We start from the raw sequence: 15739 nt of genomic DNA, 5'->3' as shown, positions 1-15739 counted from the left end.
GGGTGAAAAGTTGGCTTCAGTAGTATTTTGCTCCATTTCTACGCCATACATTTTAATCATTTCACAATTTATTCAAAAAGGTTTTGTAGTGATTTTCTTATCCAGAGTACTTACAACTATTTAAATTTCAGAACTTTAATAATTTATTCTTATATTTATTAGAGATAACAAAGCTCAATCAACTGGTTGTATTCTCATTAAATTTATTGGATTATGAAAGTTCTAAAAATCACTCAACAACTATTCCCCTTAATACTAACTAGCATTCTTTTGATGGGCTTCAGCGGTCTGGCTCAAAATAATTACAGCAAACATTACCATTACACAACTAATAGTGAAAATGCTGATATTGAAATAAGAGTCGGCGACATTGATAACCTTGGCTTTGGCTGGCCAGAGGGATTCGACCCATTTTGTGGCAAAAACACGAACAGACATCGATATCCTTGGGATATTGACCCTAAAGACCCGGCAGGGACCGATAAGATAATCCTTGGAAGCAGTTACAAAGGCACAGGCAGAAAAGATGGGTATGCATCTAGAACCAAAAGACCAGATAATGCTCCAACCCCAATTAAAATAGAATATAAAAAGGTGGAAATTCCCATAAAAAATGTGATGATCCAACTTTTTGCAGATGACTTTCAAGCACCAGTATGGAAATCATCTTTCCAATTTTCGGTAGACGGAAAACGACTTCCTTATGTTGAAGAAATCCTCAACTCCCTAAAACAGACGGGGCCTATCGGAAAATTGGTAAACCTCGGCATTCTACCCGAAGACCTAGAGCTTTTTGCCGATGGAAAAGTTGAAATACTCATTGATGATCCTTTAACCGGCGTAGGCGATGGTTTTGCGATAGACTTTGTAAACCTGCTCATCAACCCCAAAGGCAACTATAAATGTACTGGAACTATCTATGGTGTGGTCATGGACGAACAACGTAACCCAATAAGTAATGCATCAGTAAACACAAACGCATTTGCAGAAACATTAAGTGATAAGGATGGAAATTTTCAGTTTCAGGATATCCCAGTAGGGCTTATTGCCGTCAACGCCAGCAAAAACGGGTATGAATCGGCCAGTAGTATGGTGGAATTAAATAAAGATGATAAAAAAAAGGTTGAAATCATACTGAAAACGAAAAAGGAATCTGGTAATTTTATGAAAGAACAACTTGACAAAAAAGGATTTGTGGACCTCTATGGAATTTATTTCGATACTAATAAAGATGTACCAAAACCTGAATCTAAACCTACTTTAGATGCATTAATTAAACTACTAAATGAAAACCCAGAAATATCATTATCTGTTATAGGACATACAGATTCTGATGGTAGTAAATCCTCAAATCAAGATCTATCCAATAGAAGGTCCAAATCTATTGTTAGACTATTAATTTCTGAAGGGATTGACTCAAAGAGACTCAAAGCCTTGGGAAAAGGTGAAAACGCCCCTATAGCAAGTAATAAAACCGAAACTGGAAAAGCATTAAACCGAAGAGTAGAAATTAAAAGGAATTAGCTTTAAAAAATCACTACATCCCAGTTCTAATTGCCTCCACAGGGTCTAACTTTGAAGCAGAAATAGCTGGAAGTATTCCTGAAATAAGTCCGATTATTGCTGAAATAGCCGTCCCAACAAACATATTCCACGGTGACAATACAAATTCAAAATCACCCGTAAATTGTGATGCTAAGAGAGAGACCATAAAGACCAAGAACAGACCAATTAAACCACCTATTACAGCTAAAATAACAGCTTCGAACAAGAATTGAAGTAAGATAAATCGGTTTTTCGCTCCCAATGATTTCTGAATCCCAATTAAATTGGTTCGTTCTTTAACACTCACAAACATAATATTGGCAATACCAAAACCACCAACTAACAGTGAGAAACCACTAATAACTAATCCAATTAAATTCATTTGTCCAGTTATATTATCGATCATGTCGGCAAAACCTTGCAATTGGTTTACAAAGAAGGTACTTACATCATCAGGTCTCAGTCCTCTTTTTAAGCGTAATTTTTGCTCTAGAATAGCAATAAACTCTTCGTTATCTATGTCTTTTTTAGGTTTAATTACAATTTGAGGAAACGTGTTTTTATTATTATCACCATACATTCGTCGTACAATATTCACAGGCATCCAAATTGATGTGTCTTTTGAGCCACCAAACAATCCGGCTCCCTCTTTTTCCAGAACCCCAATCACCGTAAATTTTCGACCATAAATACGTATTTGTTTACCAAGAGCGCGGTCGGTTCCGTTGAAGAGTTTTTTTGCAATTTCATACCCTATAACCAAGACCGGCGAACCACTATTAGATTCTGCTCCATTAAAAAAACGTCCAGAATCTAATTGTAATGCTTCAATGTAGTAATAACTTTCCGTTACGGCGCCAATTGGCACATCACTAATCTGGTTATCACCATATTTTATATTTTCATTTGGTACATTTAAGGTATACGTGGCATAATCGAGGTTAGGTACATTACTTTCTAAATATTGGTATTCTTCAAAAGAAACCATAGGAAACTGTTCTCGTTTCCAACGTGGAATATCACTTGGCCCAAAAGAGAAATGGGCAAGGATTATCGTGCTTTTATCTAGTGAGCTGATATTACCTTCAATTTCTTTTTTAAGAGAATCTACTGCAGCTAAAACTGCAATAATTGAGAATATTCCAATAGTTACACCAACTAATGACAAAAAAGTCCGTAGTTTATTATTTTTTAATGCATTGACGGCAAAAGCAAAACTTTCTTTTAAAACACGTAAGTAAACCAGCATTCTTTTTCAGAAATTAATTAATAAAAGGCAAACAAATACCACTATTTAGTACTAGAAACAACCCTAATATTTTAAAAAATACAAGGTATCAAAATAATTCAAAAAAATATTCAATAACATAGGACGGTTTCTAGTTCATATTGTTACAATTTTATATGTAATTATGTACTTTTGCCCCTTAAATTTCAATCCATGGGCGACACAAAAAAAATCACTTCTGCATTAATTTCGGTATTTCATAAAGATGGGCTGGCACCTATAGTTAAAGAACTTGACAAACTGGGAGTTACCATCTATTCTACCGGAGGAACACAAAAATTTATTAACGATTTAGGAATCGATGTTATTCCTGTTGAGGAAGTGACCGATTACCCTTCAATTTTAGGTGGTCGTGTTAAAACATTGCACCCAAAAGTTTTCGGCGGTATTTTAAACCGTCAAGATAATGATAGTGATCTAGCCGAAATGGAAGAATATAACATTCCGCAGTTGGATTTGGTCATTGTAGATTTATATCCTTTTGAAAAAACTGTCGCTTCTGGAGCTTCGGAACAAGATATCGTTGAAAAAATCGATATCGGTGGCATTTCCTTAATTCGCGCAGCTGCTAAAAACTTCAAGGATACGTTATGTGTTTCTTCTATGGAAGATTACGAAGAAGTATTGCAAATTATTTCAGAAAATGAAGGTTCCGTTTCTTTACAAGACCGAAAGAAGTTCGCTACCAAATCATTTAATATTTCATCGGACTACGATTCAGCAATCTTCAATTATTTTAATGCTGAAACTAAAACACCAACTTTAAAAATAAGTGAAGCAGAAGGTAAAGAACTTCGCTACGGCGAAAACCCACATCAAAAAGGCTTTTTCTTTGGTGATTTTGATGCCATTTTTGACAAATTGCACGGAAAAGAATTAAGTTACAATAACTTATTAGATGTAGATGCTGCTGTTAATTTAATGGCTGAATTTACAAATGATGCACCAACCTTTGCTGTATTAAAGCACAACAACGCCTGCGGGATTGCACAACGAGACACTGTGAAAGAAGCATATCTAGATGCCTTGGCCGGTGATCCAGTTTCAGCATTTGGAGGAATTTTAATCAGTAATACTGAAATTGACGAAGCGACTGCAGAAGAAGTTCATAAACTATTTTGTGAAGTAGTTATCGCACCTTCTTTTTCAGAAAAAGCGTTAGAAATTCTGAAAGGAAAAAAGAATCGAATTTTATTAGTTCAGAAAGAAACAAAACTTCCTTCAACACAAGTGAGAACTAGTCTTAATGGTTTTTTAGTTCAAGATAAGGACAACAAAACAGATTCTAAAGAAGAATTAACCTACAAAACCAACAATAAACCATCCAATAGTGAGTTAGAAGACTTGATGTTTGCTTCAAAAATATGCAAACACACCAAGAGTAACACGATTGTTTTAGCCAAAAATAAACAGTTGTGTGCTAGCGGAACAGGACAAACGTCTCGTGTAGATGCGTTACGCCAAGCTATTGAAAAAGCCAACAACTTTAAATTTAATTTAGATGGAGCTGTTATGGCCAGTGATGCTTTTTTCCCGTTTCCAGATTGTGTAGAAATAGCAGACAATGCCGGAATAACAAGCGTAATTCAACCGGGAGGCTCTATAAAAGACGAGCTTAGCATTGATTATTGCAATGAAAATGAAATGTCCATGGTATTTACCGGCACACGTCATTTTAAACACTAAAAATGTTACATTTGTGAATAGCAGTAGCTTATCACGTATAATTTCAATACCACCAAAATAAAATATGGGATTTTTTGATTTCTTAACGGAAGAAATAGCCATCGATTTAGGGACCGCAAACACCCTGATCATTCACAACGACAAGGTTGTTGTAGATGCGCCTTCCATTGTTGCACGCGACCGTTCTACCGGAAAGATTATTGCCGTTGGGCGTGAAGCCAGTATGATGCAAGGTAAAACGCACGAAAACATTAAAACAATACGCCCACTTAAAGATGGTGTAATTGCCGATTTTGATGCCAGTGAAAAAATGATCAATATGTTCATTAAAGACATTCCGGCATTAAAAAAGAAGTGGCTTACGCCTTCACTGCGAATGGTAATTTGTATCCCAAGTGGGATTACAGAAGTGGAAATGCGAGCGGTGAAAGAAAGCGCCGAACGGGTAAATGGAAAAGAGGTATATCTTATTCACGAGCCTATGGCAGCAGCGATTGGTATTGGTGTGGATATTATGCAACCAAAAGGAAATATGGTGGTCGATATAGGAGGTGGTACTACCGAAATCGCCGTAATTGCTCTAGGTGGAATTGTTTGCGATAAATCTATAAAAATTGCTGGTGATGTTTTTACCAACGATATTATCTATTACATGCGAACCCAACACAATTTATACGTAGGGGAACGCACTGCTGAAAAAATTAAAATCCAAATAGGAGCTGCTACTGAAGATCTTGAGTTGCCACCAGAAGAAATGTCAGTTCAAGGACGTGACCTTCTTACTGGAAAACCAAAGCAAGTGCAAACATCTTTTAGAGAAATAGCAAAAGCACTGGATAAATCTATTCTTCGTATTGAAGATGCTGTAATGGAAACATTATCGCAAACCCCTCCAGAATTAGCTGCCGATATATACAACACAGGTATCTATCTAGCTGGTGGTGGTTCTATGCTTCGAGGGCTTGACAAGCGGTTGTCTCAAAAAACAGATCTTCCTGTTTATATTGCTGAAGATCCATTAAGGGCTGTCGTTAGAGGTACCGGTATTTGTTTAAAAAACCTAAACAAATATAAAAGTGTATTGATAAAATAGGAATTAACTCGTCATGCAACAGATTATCTTTTTCTTTATACGGAATAAAAATTTCCTGTTGTTTGGTCTTTTGTTCCTTATTTCAATTTTTCTCACAATACAAACCCATTCATATCACAACGGGAAGTATGTAAGTTCAGCTAACTTTCTAAGCGGAAATGTTTTTAGCGCCAAAAGCAATGTTACTGGTTATTTTGGGCTTGAAAACGAAAACAAACGCTTAATAGAAGAGAACATCCACTTGAGAACTCAACTGGAAAATTTAAAAAGTATCGCGAACCCATCAACTTTGGATAGCACTGTGCTTCCATCGGGATATATTTTTAGAAATGCTCGTATTATAAACAATACGTATTCAAAATCGAAAAACTATTTAACGTTAAGAAAAGGAAAGAAAGATAGCGTCAAGATTGATATGGGTGTAATTTCTTCCAAAGGAATTATAGGTATTATTAATGCTACCTCAGAAAATTTTTCAACTGTACAATCTATTTTAAACACCAATAGTCAGATAAATGCTCGGTTGAAAGAATCGAATCATTTCGGAACTTTGAAATGGGATACAAAAGATCCAAATAGGGTTCAATTAGTAGATATTCCGAGATTAGCTCCGGTTAAAATTGGTGACACTATTATCACTGGTGGAAAATCAACCATCTTTCCAGAAGGTATTTTAATAGGAACTATTGAAGAATTTAATTTACATGGAGATGCTAATTATTACGACCTCCAAATTAAGTTATTTAATGATATGACAAGCTTAAAGCATGTATATCTAATTGAGAATACAAATAAAGAAGAAATATTGCAATTGGAAAATGAAGTAGAAGATGCAGAATAATGCAATTTTAATAAATGCTTTACGGTTTGTACTACTTGTTTTTTTACAAGTGTTACTTCTAAATCACATTAACTTTTTGGGGTATATTAACCCTTATATTTACATCCTTTTTATTCTATTATACCCGCTTAGCGGAAATAAAGGATTATTAATATTTTTAAGTTTTCTGTTAGGTTTCTCAATCGATATATTTGGGGATTCTGGAGGGGTTCATGCAGCTGCCTCGGTTTTTATTGCATACATACGACCGTGGATACTTAAATTCTCTTTTGGTATTAGTTATGAGCATAATAATATAAAATTATATAAAACCTCGTTAGCACAACAATTCACCTATATTGTAGCGATGGTTTTTTTGCATCATATTATCCTATTCACTCTTGAAATTTTTAACCTTTCACACATACTTTTAATCCTTAAATCCACGTTATTTTCAGGAATATTTAGTATAATACTATTAATGAGTATTTTAATCTTATTCAGTCGAAAAAACTAACAAACCACTATAGCCGGATTTTTTAAAATTTAAACTTAAAATAAGCATCCCCTACATGCGTAAAATCTTATTACTTGTTGTTGTACTGATTACTGGAGTAGTTTTTGCCGGACGGTTATTCTATTTACAAGTATACGACACTTCCTTTCAACAATTATCACAAAACAACGCTGTAAAAGTACTGTACGATTATCCTCAACGGGGTTATGTATTTGATCGTGATGGGAAACTACTCGTCTCTAACCAACCTTCTTACGATGTGATGGTCATCCCTAGAGAGGTAAAACCACTAGACACAACAGAATTCTGTAAACTATTAAAAATTAGCGAAGGTAGGTTTGATACCATTTTAAATAAAGCACGTGTCTATTCCCCTAGATTACCCTCGGTAGTAATTCCGCAGTTAACAAAAGCTGAATATGCTTTCCTTTCAGAAAAAATGTATAAGTACGAAGGGTTTTATATTCAGAAAAGATCCTTACGGGATTACCAAGTAAAACATTCTGCAAACGTTTTAGGCTACATTGCCGAAGTTAATAAGCGCATTATAAAAGAAAATCCTTATTACCAAATGGGAGAGCTTATAGGCAAACAAGGTGTTGAACTTCAGTATGAAGATTTATTGCGTGGTGTAAAAGGTGTAAAATACATACAGAAAGACAGGTTTAATAGAGATATTGGCCCCTTTAATAATGGTGTTTTTGATACACTTCCAAAAAAAGGAAAAGACTTGCAGTTAACCATAGATTCTGAACTCCAAAAATATGGAGAGGAATTGATGGTAAACAAACGTGGGGGTATTGTTGCGATTGAACCAAAGACTGGCGAGATTCTAAGTTTGGTCACAGCACCAAATTATGACCCAGGCCTGTTAGTAGGAAGGGAACGTTCTGAAAATTTTACAAGGCTATGGTATGATACTATTGCAAAACCTCTTTTTGATCGTGGATTACAAGGAGAATATCCGCCTGGATCACCTTTTAAAACACTTACTGCTTTAATAGGAATGCAGGAAAATGTAATTGACACCAAGGAAAGAATTTCGTGTCACGGTGGCTACCACTACGGAAGAGGAAAAAAATTAGGGTGTCACCACCATGCTAGTCCATTATCAATGGTTGGTGGTATTGCAAACTCGTGTAATGCATATTTTTGTACGGTTTACAGACGTACTATTGAAAAATACTCAACACCACAAAAAGGGATGGATGCTTGGGAAAACCATCTGGAGAGTTTTGGTTTAGGTCATTATTTAGGGTACGACTTACCTAGCGGGCGACCAGGAAAAATACCCGATGCACATACATATAATAGTATGTATCCTGAAAACAATTGGTATGCTACTGCTACAATCTCAAATGCAATTGGTCAAGGTGAAGTATTGATGACACCCATACAAATGGCCAATTTTACAGCAACTATCGCTAATCGAGGCTGGTATTATACACCACACGTTATAAAAAGTATAGGAGATACAGATACTATCCCAAAAGAATATAACCAAAAACATAAAACAACGATAGACCCGCAAAATTTTGAACCTATCGTAGAAGGAATGCATGAAGTATACACTCGTGGTACAGCTTCCTATATACGAATTCCAGATATTGAAATATGTGGAAAAACAGGTACAGCCGAAAACTTTATCCGGGTAGATGGCAAACGCATGCAATTGACAGACCACTCTATATTTGTAGCTTTTGCACCCAAAGACGATCCAAAAATTGCCATAGCTGTTTTTGTTGAAAATGGATATTGGGGTTCTAGATGGGCAGGTAGAATTGCTGGCTTGATGATAGAAAAATATATAAAAGGTGAAATCACTCGAAAAGACATGGAAAATTACGTGTTAAATGGTAGTTTGGAAGAAGAATATGCTAAACCATATAGTGACGAACCTTTTAAAATTAATCGATAATGGCGGTAAGCAAAGGACTCGTAAAGTTAGACTGGCTCACTATTTTTTTCTATTTCGCATTGGTTGCCATTGGTTGGATAAACATTTATTCAGCTTCACTAGATGATAGCGCAACGGCGTTTTGGGATTTTAATCAAATCTATACCAAGCAACTACTTTGGATATTTTTAAGTATTATCCTCATCATTTTTATTTTAGCAATAGAAGCAAAATTTTATGAACGCTTTTCCAGCGTTATTTATTTAGTCTCTTTACTATCGTTAATAGGACTCTTTCTATTTGGTAAAACAATTTCTGGAGCTACCTCTTGGTATGCTTTTGGAGGTATAAGTCTTCAACCCAGTGAATTTGCAAAAGCAGCTACAGCATTAGCTCTATCTAAGTACCTGACCGATATACAAACGGACATGCATCAATTTAAAGATCAACTTAAAGCATTTTTAATTATTGCATTACCAGCTATTTTAATAATTCCCCAGCCCGACCCTGGGAGTGCTCTCATTTATGCAGCCTTTGTTTTCCCTTTGTATAGAGAGGGGTTGCATTTTGTATATCTTTTATTAGGCTTTTTTGCCGCCGCTTTATTTATTTCAACCTTAGCTTTTGGGACGTTCTGGGTGGTTTTAACTGTTGTATTAATTGCTGGATTTCTGTTTTTCAGAAAATTGAAAAAACGTCCTAATCTATTTAAGTATATTGTAATTGTCGCTGCGTGTATTGGCTTTTCTTTTTCTGTAAGCTATATTTTCAACAATCTTTTTGAGCAACGCCATAGAGACCGTTTTAATATTGTATTAGGAAAGGAAATTGACTCTAAAGGAATAGGCTACAACACCAACCAAAGTGAAATTGCTATTGGTAGTGGTAGATGGCTTGGCAAAGGCTGGACGGAAGGTACACAGACCAAAGGTAAATTTGTGCCCGAACAACATACAGACTACATTTTTAGCACCGTTGGCGAAGAATGGGGCTTTTTGGGGAGTATGGTGGTTATTTTACTATTTGTTGGATTAATTGTTCGAGTTTTGTTTTTAGCCGAACGCCAAAAGAACCCATTTAGCCGAGTGTATGGATATAGCGTTGCCGCTATTTTGTTTTTTCACTTTTTTGTAAATGTGGGGATGGTTACAGGCCTATTTCCAACTGTAGGGATTCCATTGCCCTTCTTTAGTTACGGAGGCTCTGGATTATGGGGCTTTACTATCCTTCTATTTATTTTCATTAGACTCGATGGAGCAAATTCGTACTACGGAATTTAGTTTTTTCTGAAAAACAACTACCGTTTTCCCCAATCTATAGCACTTGAAGTAGCCTCTAACCTATTCTCTATGGAATCATGTAGTTTTGGAAAAAAATCAATTCCTGTCTCTTTTTCTATTTTATCAATGGAAACCACATATTCATAAAATGACTCACTCGTTGCCTTATTAGGGATTAAAAAAGCAATTGCTTTATGTTTCCCTTTTGAAACATCTACTAAAATTTTATAGAAAGCCTCAGGCACCGAAACGTTCTCGTCACCAATTGTTTGCAGTCCATCTTTTAAAACGCCCCCAGTTACCACATAAATACCGTTATACTTTTTCGCCCAATAGCGAGTTTTCTGTTCTAATCGGTTCCAAATACCTGCGTTAAATTTGTGATTTTGCGGACTTATATTACTAGTCAAAAAAGTTTCATGATACGCATTTTCAGAAAACTCCCGATCAGCAGCTGGAACAAGATGCCCTCTATCAAATCCAGAATTTTTATAATTACGCCAATCTGCCGAGCCAGTTTTCACTTCACGATCTTCAACAAAATAGGGACGTTTAAAGTCATTATTTACAATCTGATTTTTACTAAGTTCATACGCTACCCATTCAGCCTGTTCATGCGATTCAGCATAAGACAAGATATAATATTTATGGGTTACAATAGTGTTATAAGTAGATTGTGGTAAATAGTCTTCACTAAATTCAGAATAGGTTTTAGTGGTTTCTCCAGACATATCTGGATATGCTTCATTTTGTTTATCTATATATTTTTCAGCATAATAAAGGCATACTGTAACTAAAAGCACCAATAAAGGATAAAGGAGTTTTCTATTCATACTATTATAGAGAATTTTAAGATAAAGATAGCTACGCTAATTAAAAGATTATCCTATTGTTTCAGGTTATTAATTTGTCCTTTCAACTCTTCCATAGATTGCTGTAATTGTTTAAAAAGAATAGTTTCAGAAGGTTCATCAACTCCAAAACTAAGTTTACTATTTACTTGCCATAATTCTTGTATATTTTTCACTTCTACATTTATGGGTAAGTATTCAGAATTAAGTGAGATAAGACGCACTTTATTGGGGGCGTTCGGAATTTTTTGAAGCTTTTTCACCAGTACCGAATCGTGTAACACAACTATATAAATACGACTATCACTTGCTTCTGAAATATTAGAGACAGCTTTACCAAGTACCCACTCGTTAGGCCGTATATTAGGCAACATGCTATCACCTTCTACCTGAAAACCTCTGTATGTGGCATTACGGTATTCTGGCAATGGAATATTAAATGCTGGCAAGGTATCGTACCAACCAACATCTTGAACATTGTGTGGATATCCCGCTGCAGCTTTTTGGTTTACTAAAAGTATGGTTTCGTTCTCTTCTTTATCTATCGTTATCACCTGAGGACTAACATCGCCATTATTTACATTTAGATATTGGTTAAAACTATTACCAAACAACCATAATGGGTTAATATCAAATTGAAGTAGTAACTCCATCACAGCCTTTCCCGAAAGTTTTGTTTTTCCTCTTTCTATATCTGCTGTTGTGGTCCCAATTTGTAATAATTCAGCAAAGGAGTGTTGTGTATATTTTTGCTCTTCTCTTACTTTTTTAAAACGCTTTGCTTCGATAGGTATATTTTTTTCCATAATCCGAAAATAAACTATTTTTGGAATAAATCCAATAAAAAATGGACTAAAGACTAAAATAATGTATTTTATTATATTGAAATAATTTTTTCTATGCCCCAACACAAATAAAAAAATAAGTACTTTTGAGGTATTATTAATCACTAATCACACACATTATGAAAAAAGTATTTTTATCCTTTGCAGCATTAGCTTTAGTTGCTTCTGTTTATTCTTGTAGAGAAACAAATGAAGAAAAAGCTGAAGACAATATGGAACAAATGGCAGACGACATGGAAGACGCTGCTGAAGATACTGGCGACGCAATGGAAAATGCAGCCGAAGAAACTGGCGAAGCCATGGATAACGCTGCTGATGAAGTAGAAGACGAAATGGAAGGAAACGACGATATGTAATTTGTTCGTTTTTTTTCAATAATTAAAAAGCCCTCTTTTAAAAGAGGGCTTTTTTAATGAATTTATTTTTTTTTACTTTTCGACTATTATAAACTCAGATCTACGATTGCGCTCGTGTTCTTCGTTTGTGCATGAAACGCCATTTTTACATTTATTGAGTAATTGAGTTTCCCCGTAACCTTTTCCAGTTATTCGAGCTGCATCTATTCCGCCTTCTTTAACTAGATAGTTTAATGTTGATTTTGCTCTTCTATCAGAAAGTTTTTCATTGTAAACGTCACTACCTCTACTGTCGGTATGAGACCTTATATCAATTTTTACTGTTGGGTATTTATTTAAGTAAGCAATAATCTTTTGTAGTTCAATTTTTGCATCTTTGCGAATATCACTTTTATTTAGATCAAAATTTATTGGTTTTAAATCTAACAACTTAAAAAGATCTTCTCCAACCTTATCTTTATTTAAATCTTTAGGAACTAATACTACCTTGGTAGCAATTATTTTGTTACTTTCTTCTGTAGTGGTTACTTTATTTTCTGAAGTAATATACTCATCTTTCTCAGAGCGCAACGTATAAGTAGCTGAACATTCTACATTAATAAAATTAAAAGCTCCTTTACTATCTGAAGTTTGTTCTTCTACTTTTTCATTAGTAGCATTGTACAATACTACTTTTACATTCGGTAAAATTGTATTTGTGTTTTCATCATATACCATTCCGTTGATAGACTGAAAACAAGGTGTTAATAATGGTTCAATCTGGGTAACCTTATAAATATCATCATTGTTATTTTTCCCTCTATTTGAAGCAAAGTAGCCTGTTTTCTTTTCCTCATCAATTATAAAAGTAAAATCGTCTTTATTACTATTTATGGGCTCTCCAATATTTTGAACTTCAGTAAACACATTTTCACCGTTCGGAAAAGCTACAAATACATCAAGACCTCCTAAGCCTACGTGCCCATCGGATGCAAAATATAAATTACCGTTTTTCGCTACAAAAGGAAAAGTCTCTCTTCCTTCGGTATTAATAACCCCTTTTAATAGCTCTGGATTCCCAAAACCGTCTGCTTTTATAGCTACTTTGTAAAGATCTGACATACCTTTTCCACCAGGCATATCTGAAGAGAAATAAAGTGTTTTACCATCAGGACTTAAAGCCGGATGTGCGACAGAATAATCATCACTACTAAAAGGTAATTCTTCTACATTCCATTTTTCATTGTTTTTACGAGCGCGGTAAAGTTTTAAATGGTTTACCCCTGTTGCATCTTTCCTAAACTCTTTATTAGTATAATTACTTCTAGTAAAATACATTGTTTTGCCGTCTGGACTAAAAACAGCGGTAGATTCGTGGTATTTCGTATTTATTTCAGAATCAAACTTATTTTGTTTTTCTGAAGAAGACGATACAGAATATAAATTGAAGAAAGGTGAATTATTCCATTCGTTAATACGTTTTACAGGACCTCTTGTTGAGCGGTTTGAAGCAAACACCAAAGTATCTCCATACATAAACGGGGCAAAATCTGAACTTTTTGAATTAAACGATGCAACTTCTATTTGAAATCTTCCTGAGTTTTTTTCAATTTCTTCAACATAGTTTTGATTATCGATAAACAGGTTTGCCCTAATATCGGACTTATTTAAATCTTCTAATTTTTTCATGATTTTATTAGACAAATCATATTGTTCTGTACTTTTTAAAGACTGAGCATATCTGTACAGATAATCCGCTTCTGAAATTTCGAATTCTTCAAATAGTTTTGCATACCACTTTGCCGCATTTTCATAATCCGCAATGACGTAATAAGAATCACCTAGCTTTTTAAGCGATTCCGCAGAAAGCTCTTTTTCATTTTTAGCAACCTTGAGATAGTTCTCAGTTGCATTAACATAAGAAAGATTCTTATAATTTTCATCTCCTTTTTTTATTGCTTTATTCTGTGCCTTAACACCCACGTTAATACAAAGAAATAGCGTAAATAGTATTGTTATATGTAGTTTCATAATAAGTCGTTTTTATAAAATTAGAAGAATCTTGGAGATACCATTTGATTGTTTTTATTAAACAGTTCGAACCTTAAAAACACCTCAAAAGAACCATCGTTGTATTGCTGCAACTCGGTGGTTTCTCTATCATAAGCAAAACCTAACATAAGCTGGTCACTTAATTGAAACCCTATTAAACCACTAAACGCTGCACTCCATCGATAAGCAGCACCCAATGTGACCTTTTCCTTAATTAAAAAATTTGCTGAAATATCTACTTGCAAAGGAGCTCCTTCTACCAGTTTGGTTAATAAAGCTGGTTTAAATTTTAAATCATCATTTAAATCAAATGCATAGCCTGTAATTAAATAGAAATTTATTTTCTCTTTTGCTGTAGAGCTAGAGATATTACTGTTGTTAGATTCATCAAAATGTTCTGTTTCAAGAATATTAGGGGCGCTTAAACCAAGATAAAATTTATCGGTATAATAATAAGCTCCTATCCCCACTTGAGGAGAAAACTTATTATCAATAAATATTTCAGCTTCAGAATCAGATCCATTTTCAGCACCGGTATTAGCCTTATTACTATTTACATCTAATAAATGTGCCCCACCTTTTAATCCTAATGCTAATTTCCCTTTTTCTGAAACATCTAGTGTATAGCTAAAATCGACATCTATATATGTTTCTTCTGAAATAAATATTTCATCTCTTACAATATTTAATCCAAGTCCTACTCGCTTTCCACTAGGTGTGTGCATGGATGCAGTATAAGTTGTGGGGGCACCATCTAGACCTACCCATTGGCTTCTGTATAGGCCAACAAAACTAAATACATCTCTTGAACCTGCATAAGCAGGGTTTATACTTAAAGTGTTGTACATATATTGGGTATATTGAGCGTCTTGTTGTGAATAAGATGTTTGCACAACCAACCCTAAGATCAATATGGTTAACAGTTGAAAGTTAAAATTTTTCATAAGTAAGTTTGTTTAACCTATCAGGTGTTACACCTGATAGGTATTTTTTATATGCTTTTTTATCTTCTGTTTATGTATAATGGTCCTGCTAATTTTTGGGTCTCACCATTATTATCTACATAAATGATTATGTAATAATAGGTTCCGACAGGCAATTCTTCTTCTTTTTGAACTGTTACTCGTCCATTAGAAATTCCTCTAAAGAAGTTCCCTGCCGTTCCATAGCCTTTAGTATCATACACTTTTACTCCCCATCTGTTATAAATTTCTACTGTATTATTTGGAAAGTTTTCTATGCCGGCAATACTAAATACATCATTAACACCATCTCCATTAGGGGTCATTATATCGTATACTTTTATGTCATTGACAAAAGCTTCAAGATAGTCTGGAATGCCATTACTATTTTCGTCACCAAGTTCATCACCGTTAATAATTGTATCTCCATCACAATCTAACGACAACCACGCATCACTAACTATTGATAAATCTTGATTATTAACATTAAAATCACAAGGATCGTTTGGATCTGTATCATCTGAAACTTCATCGCCATCAAGCACACCATCTCCATCTGTATCTTCGT

General features: G+C 34.7%; 13 protein-coding genes. 7 read left to right on the top strand and 6 right to left on the bottom strand.

Annotated elements, in window-relative coordinates:
* The first annotated feature begins 213 nt into the window (after positions 1-213).
* A complete protein-coding gene (locus AACZ92_RS07425; protein ID WP_339699153.1) occupies positions 214-1524 on the top strand; it encodes an OmpA family protein in 1311 nt (436 codons plus the stop codon).
* A 13-nt stretch (positions 1525-1537) separates the two neighbouring features.
* Here AACZ92_RS07425 and AACZ92_RS07420 read toward each other — a convergent pair whose 3' ends face one another.
* Positions 1538-2794: an ABC transporter permease gene (locus AACZ92_RS07420; protein ID WP_339699150.1), complete on the bottom strand. Its 1257-nt coding sequence runs from the start codon at positions 2792-2794 to the stop codon at positions 1538-1540.
* A 192-nt stretch (positions 2795-2986) separates the two neighbouring features.
* Between AACZ92_RS07420 and purH the strand changes: the two genes are divergently transcribed.
* The 5 genes from purH to rodA all read left to right on the top strand — a co-directional run bounded on the left by purH (position 2987) and on the right by rodA (position 10126).
* Positions 2987-4519 (top strand): bifunctional phosphoribosylaminoimidazolecarboxamide formyltransferase/IMP cyclohydrolase, encoded by a 1533-nt coding sequence (gene purH / locus AACZ92_RS07415; RefSeq protein ID WP_339699147.1) that lies wholly within the window; start codon positions 2987-2989, stop codon positions 4517-4519.
* A gap of 64 nt (positions 4520-4583) precedes the next feature.
* Positions 4584-5612 carry a rod shape-determining protein gene (locus tag AACZ92_RS07410; protein ID WP_117158721.1) on the top strand — a complete coding sequence of 343 codons (1029 nt, stop codon included), beginning with the start codon at positions 4584-4586 and terminating at the stop codon, positions 5610-5612.
* Between the two features lie 13 nt (positions 5613-5625).
* On the top strand, positions 5626-6453 hold the full coding sequence (gene mreC / locus AACZ92_RS07405; RefSeq protein ID WP_339699141.1) for a rod shape-determining protein MreC: 828 nt from the start codon (positions 5626-5628) through the stop codon (positions 6451-6453).
* 551 nt (positions 6454-7004) lie between these two features.
* Positions 7005-8867, top strand: coding sequence for a penicillin-binding protein 2 (mrdA, locus tag AACZ92_RS07400; protein ID WP_339699138.1), 1863 nt, complete (start codon positions 7005-7007; stop codon positions 8865-8867).
* The gene (gene rodA, locus AACZ92_RS07395) at positions 8867-10126 is read left to right on the top strand and encodes a rod shape-determining protein RodA (protein WP_339699135.1); all 1260 of its coding nucleotides are present in this window, start codon (positions 8867-8869) and stop codon (positions 10124-10126) included. Before mrdA ends, rodA begins: the two co-directional genes overlap by 1 nt.
* 17 nt (positions 10127-10143) lie before the next feature.
* On the opposite strand, the gene AACZ92_RS07390 is transcribed toward rodA, so the two are convergent.
* Both AACZ92_RS07390 and AACZ92_RS07385 read right to left on the bottom strand, forming a co-directional pair.
* Positions 10144-10959 (bottom strand): DNA/RNA non-specific endonuclease, encoded by an 816-nt coding sequence (locus AACZ92_RS07390; RefSeq protein WP_339699132.1) that lies wholly within the window; start codon positions 10957-10959, stop codon positions 10144-10146.
* Between the two features lie 53 nt (positions 10960-11012).
* On the bottom strand, positions 11013-11783 hold the full coding sequence (locus tag AACZ92_RS07385) for a LexA family transcriptional regulator (RefSeq protein ID WP_339699129.1): 771 nt from the start codon (positions 11781-11783) through the stop codon (positions 11013-11015).
* Positions 11784-11941: 158 nt separating this feature from the next.
* Between AACZ92_RS07385 and AACZ92_RS07380 the strand changes: the two genes are divergently transcribed.
* Positions 11942-12178, top strand: coding sequence for a hypothetical protein (locus AACZ92_RS07380; protein ID WP_339699126.1), 237 nt, complete (start codon positions 11942-11944; stop codon positions 12176-12178).
* A 72-nt stretch (positions 12179-12250) separates the two neighbouring features.
* Here the strand turns inward: AACZ92_RS07380 and AACZ92_RS07375 are convergent, their stop codons facing one another.
* The 3 genes from AACZ92_RS07375 to AACZ92_RS07365 form a co-directional block, all read right to left on the bottom strand.
* Positions 12251-14188 (bottom strand): OmpA family protein, encoded by a 1938-nt coding sequence (locus tag AACZ92_RS07375; RefSeq protein WP_339699123.1) that lies wholly within the window; start codon positions 14186-14188, stop codon positions 12251-12253.
* A gap of 20 nt (positions 14189-14208) precedes the next feature.
* Positions 14209-15153, bottom strand: a complete 945-nt coding sequence (locus AACZ92_RS07370; RefSeq protein WP_339699120.1) for a type IX secretion system membrane protein PorP/SprF — start codon at positions 15151-15153, stop codon at positions 14209-14211.
* Between the two features lie 59 nt (positions 15154-15212).
* Positions 15213-15739: gliding motility-associated C-terminal domain-containing protein (locus AACZ92_RS07365; RefSeq protein WP_339699117.1), on the bottom strand; the 527-nt coding region annotated here is incomplete at its 5' end.

This window comes from uncultured Marixanthomonas sp. (assembly GCF_963974425.1).
GTDB lineage: Bacteria > Bacteroidota > Bacteroidia > Flavobacteriales > Flavobacteriaceae > Marixanthomonas.
This window is presented reverse-complemented; position numbering and strand designations above follow the sequence as displayed.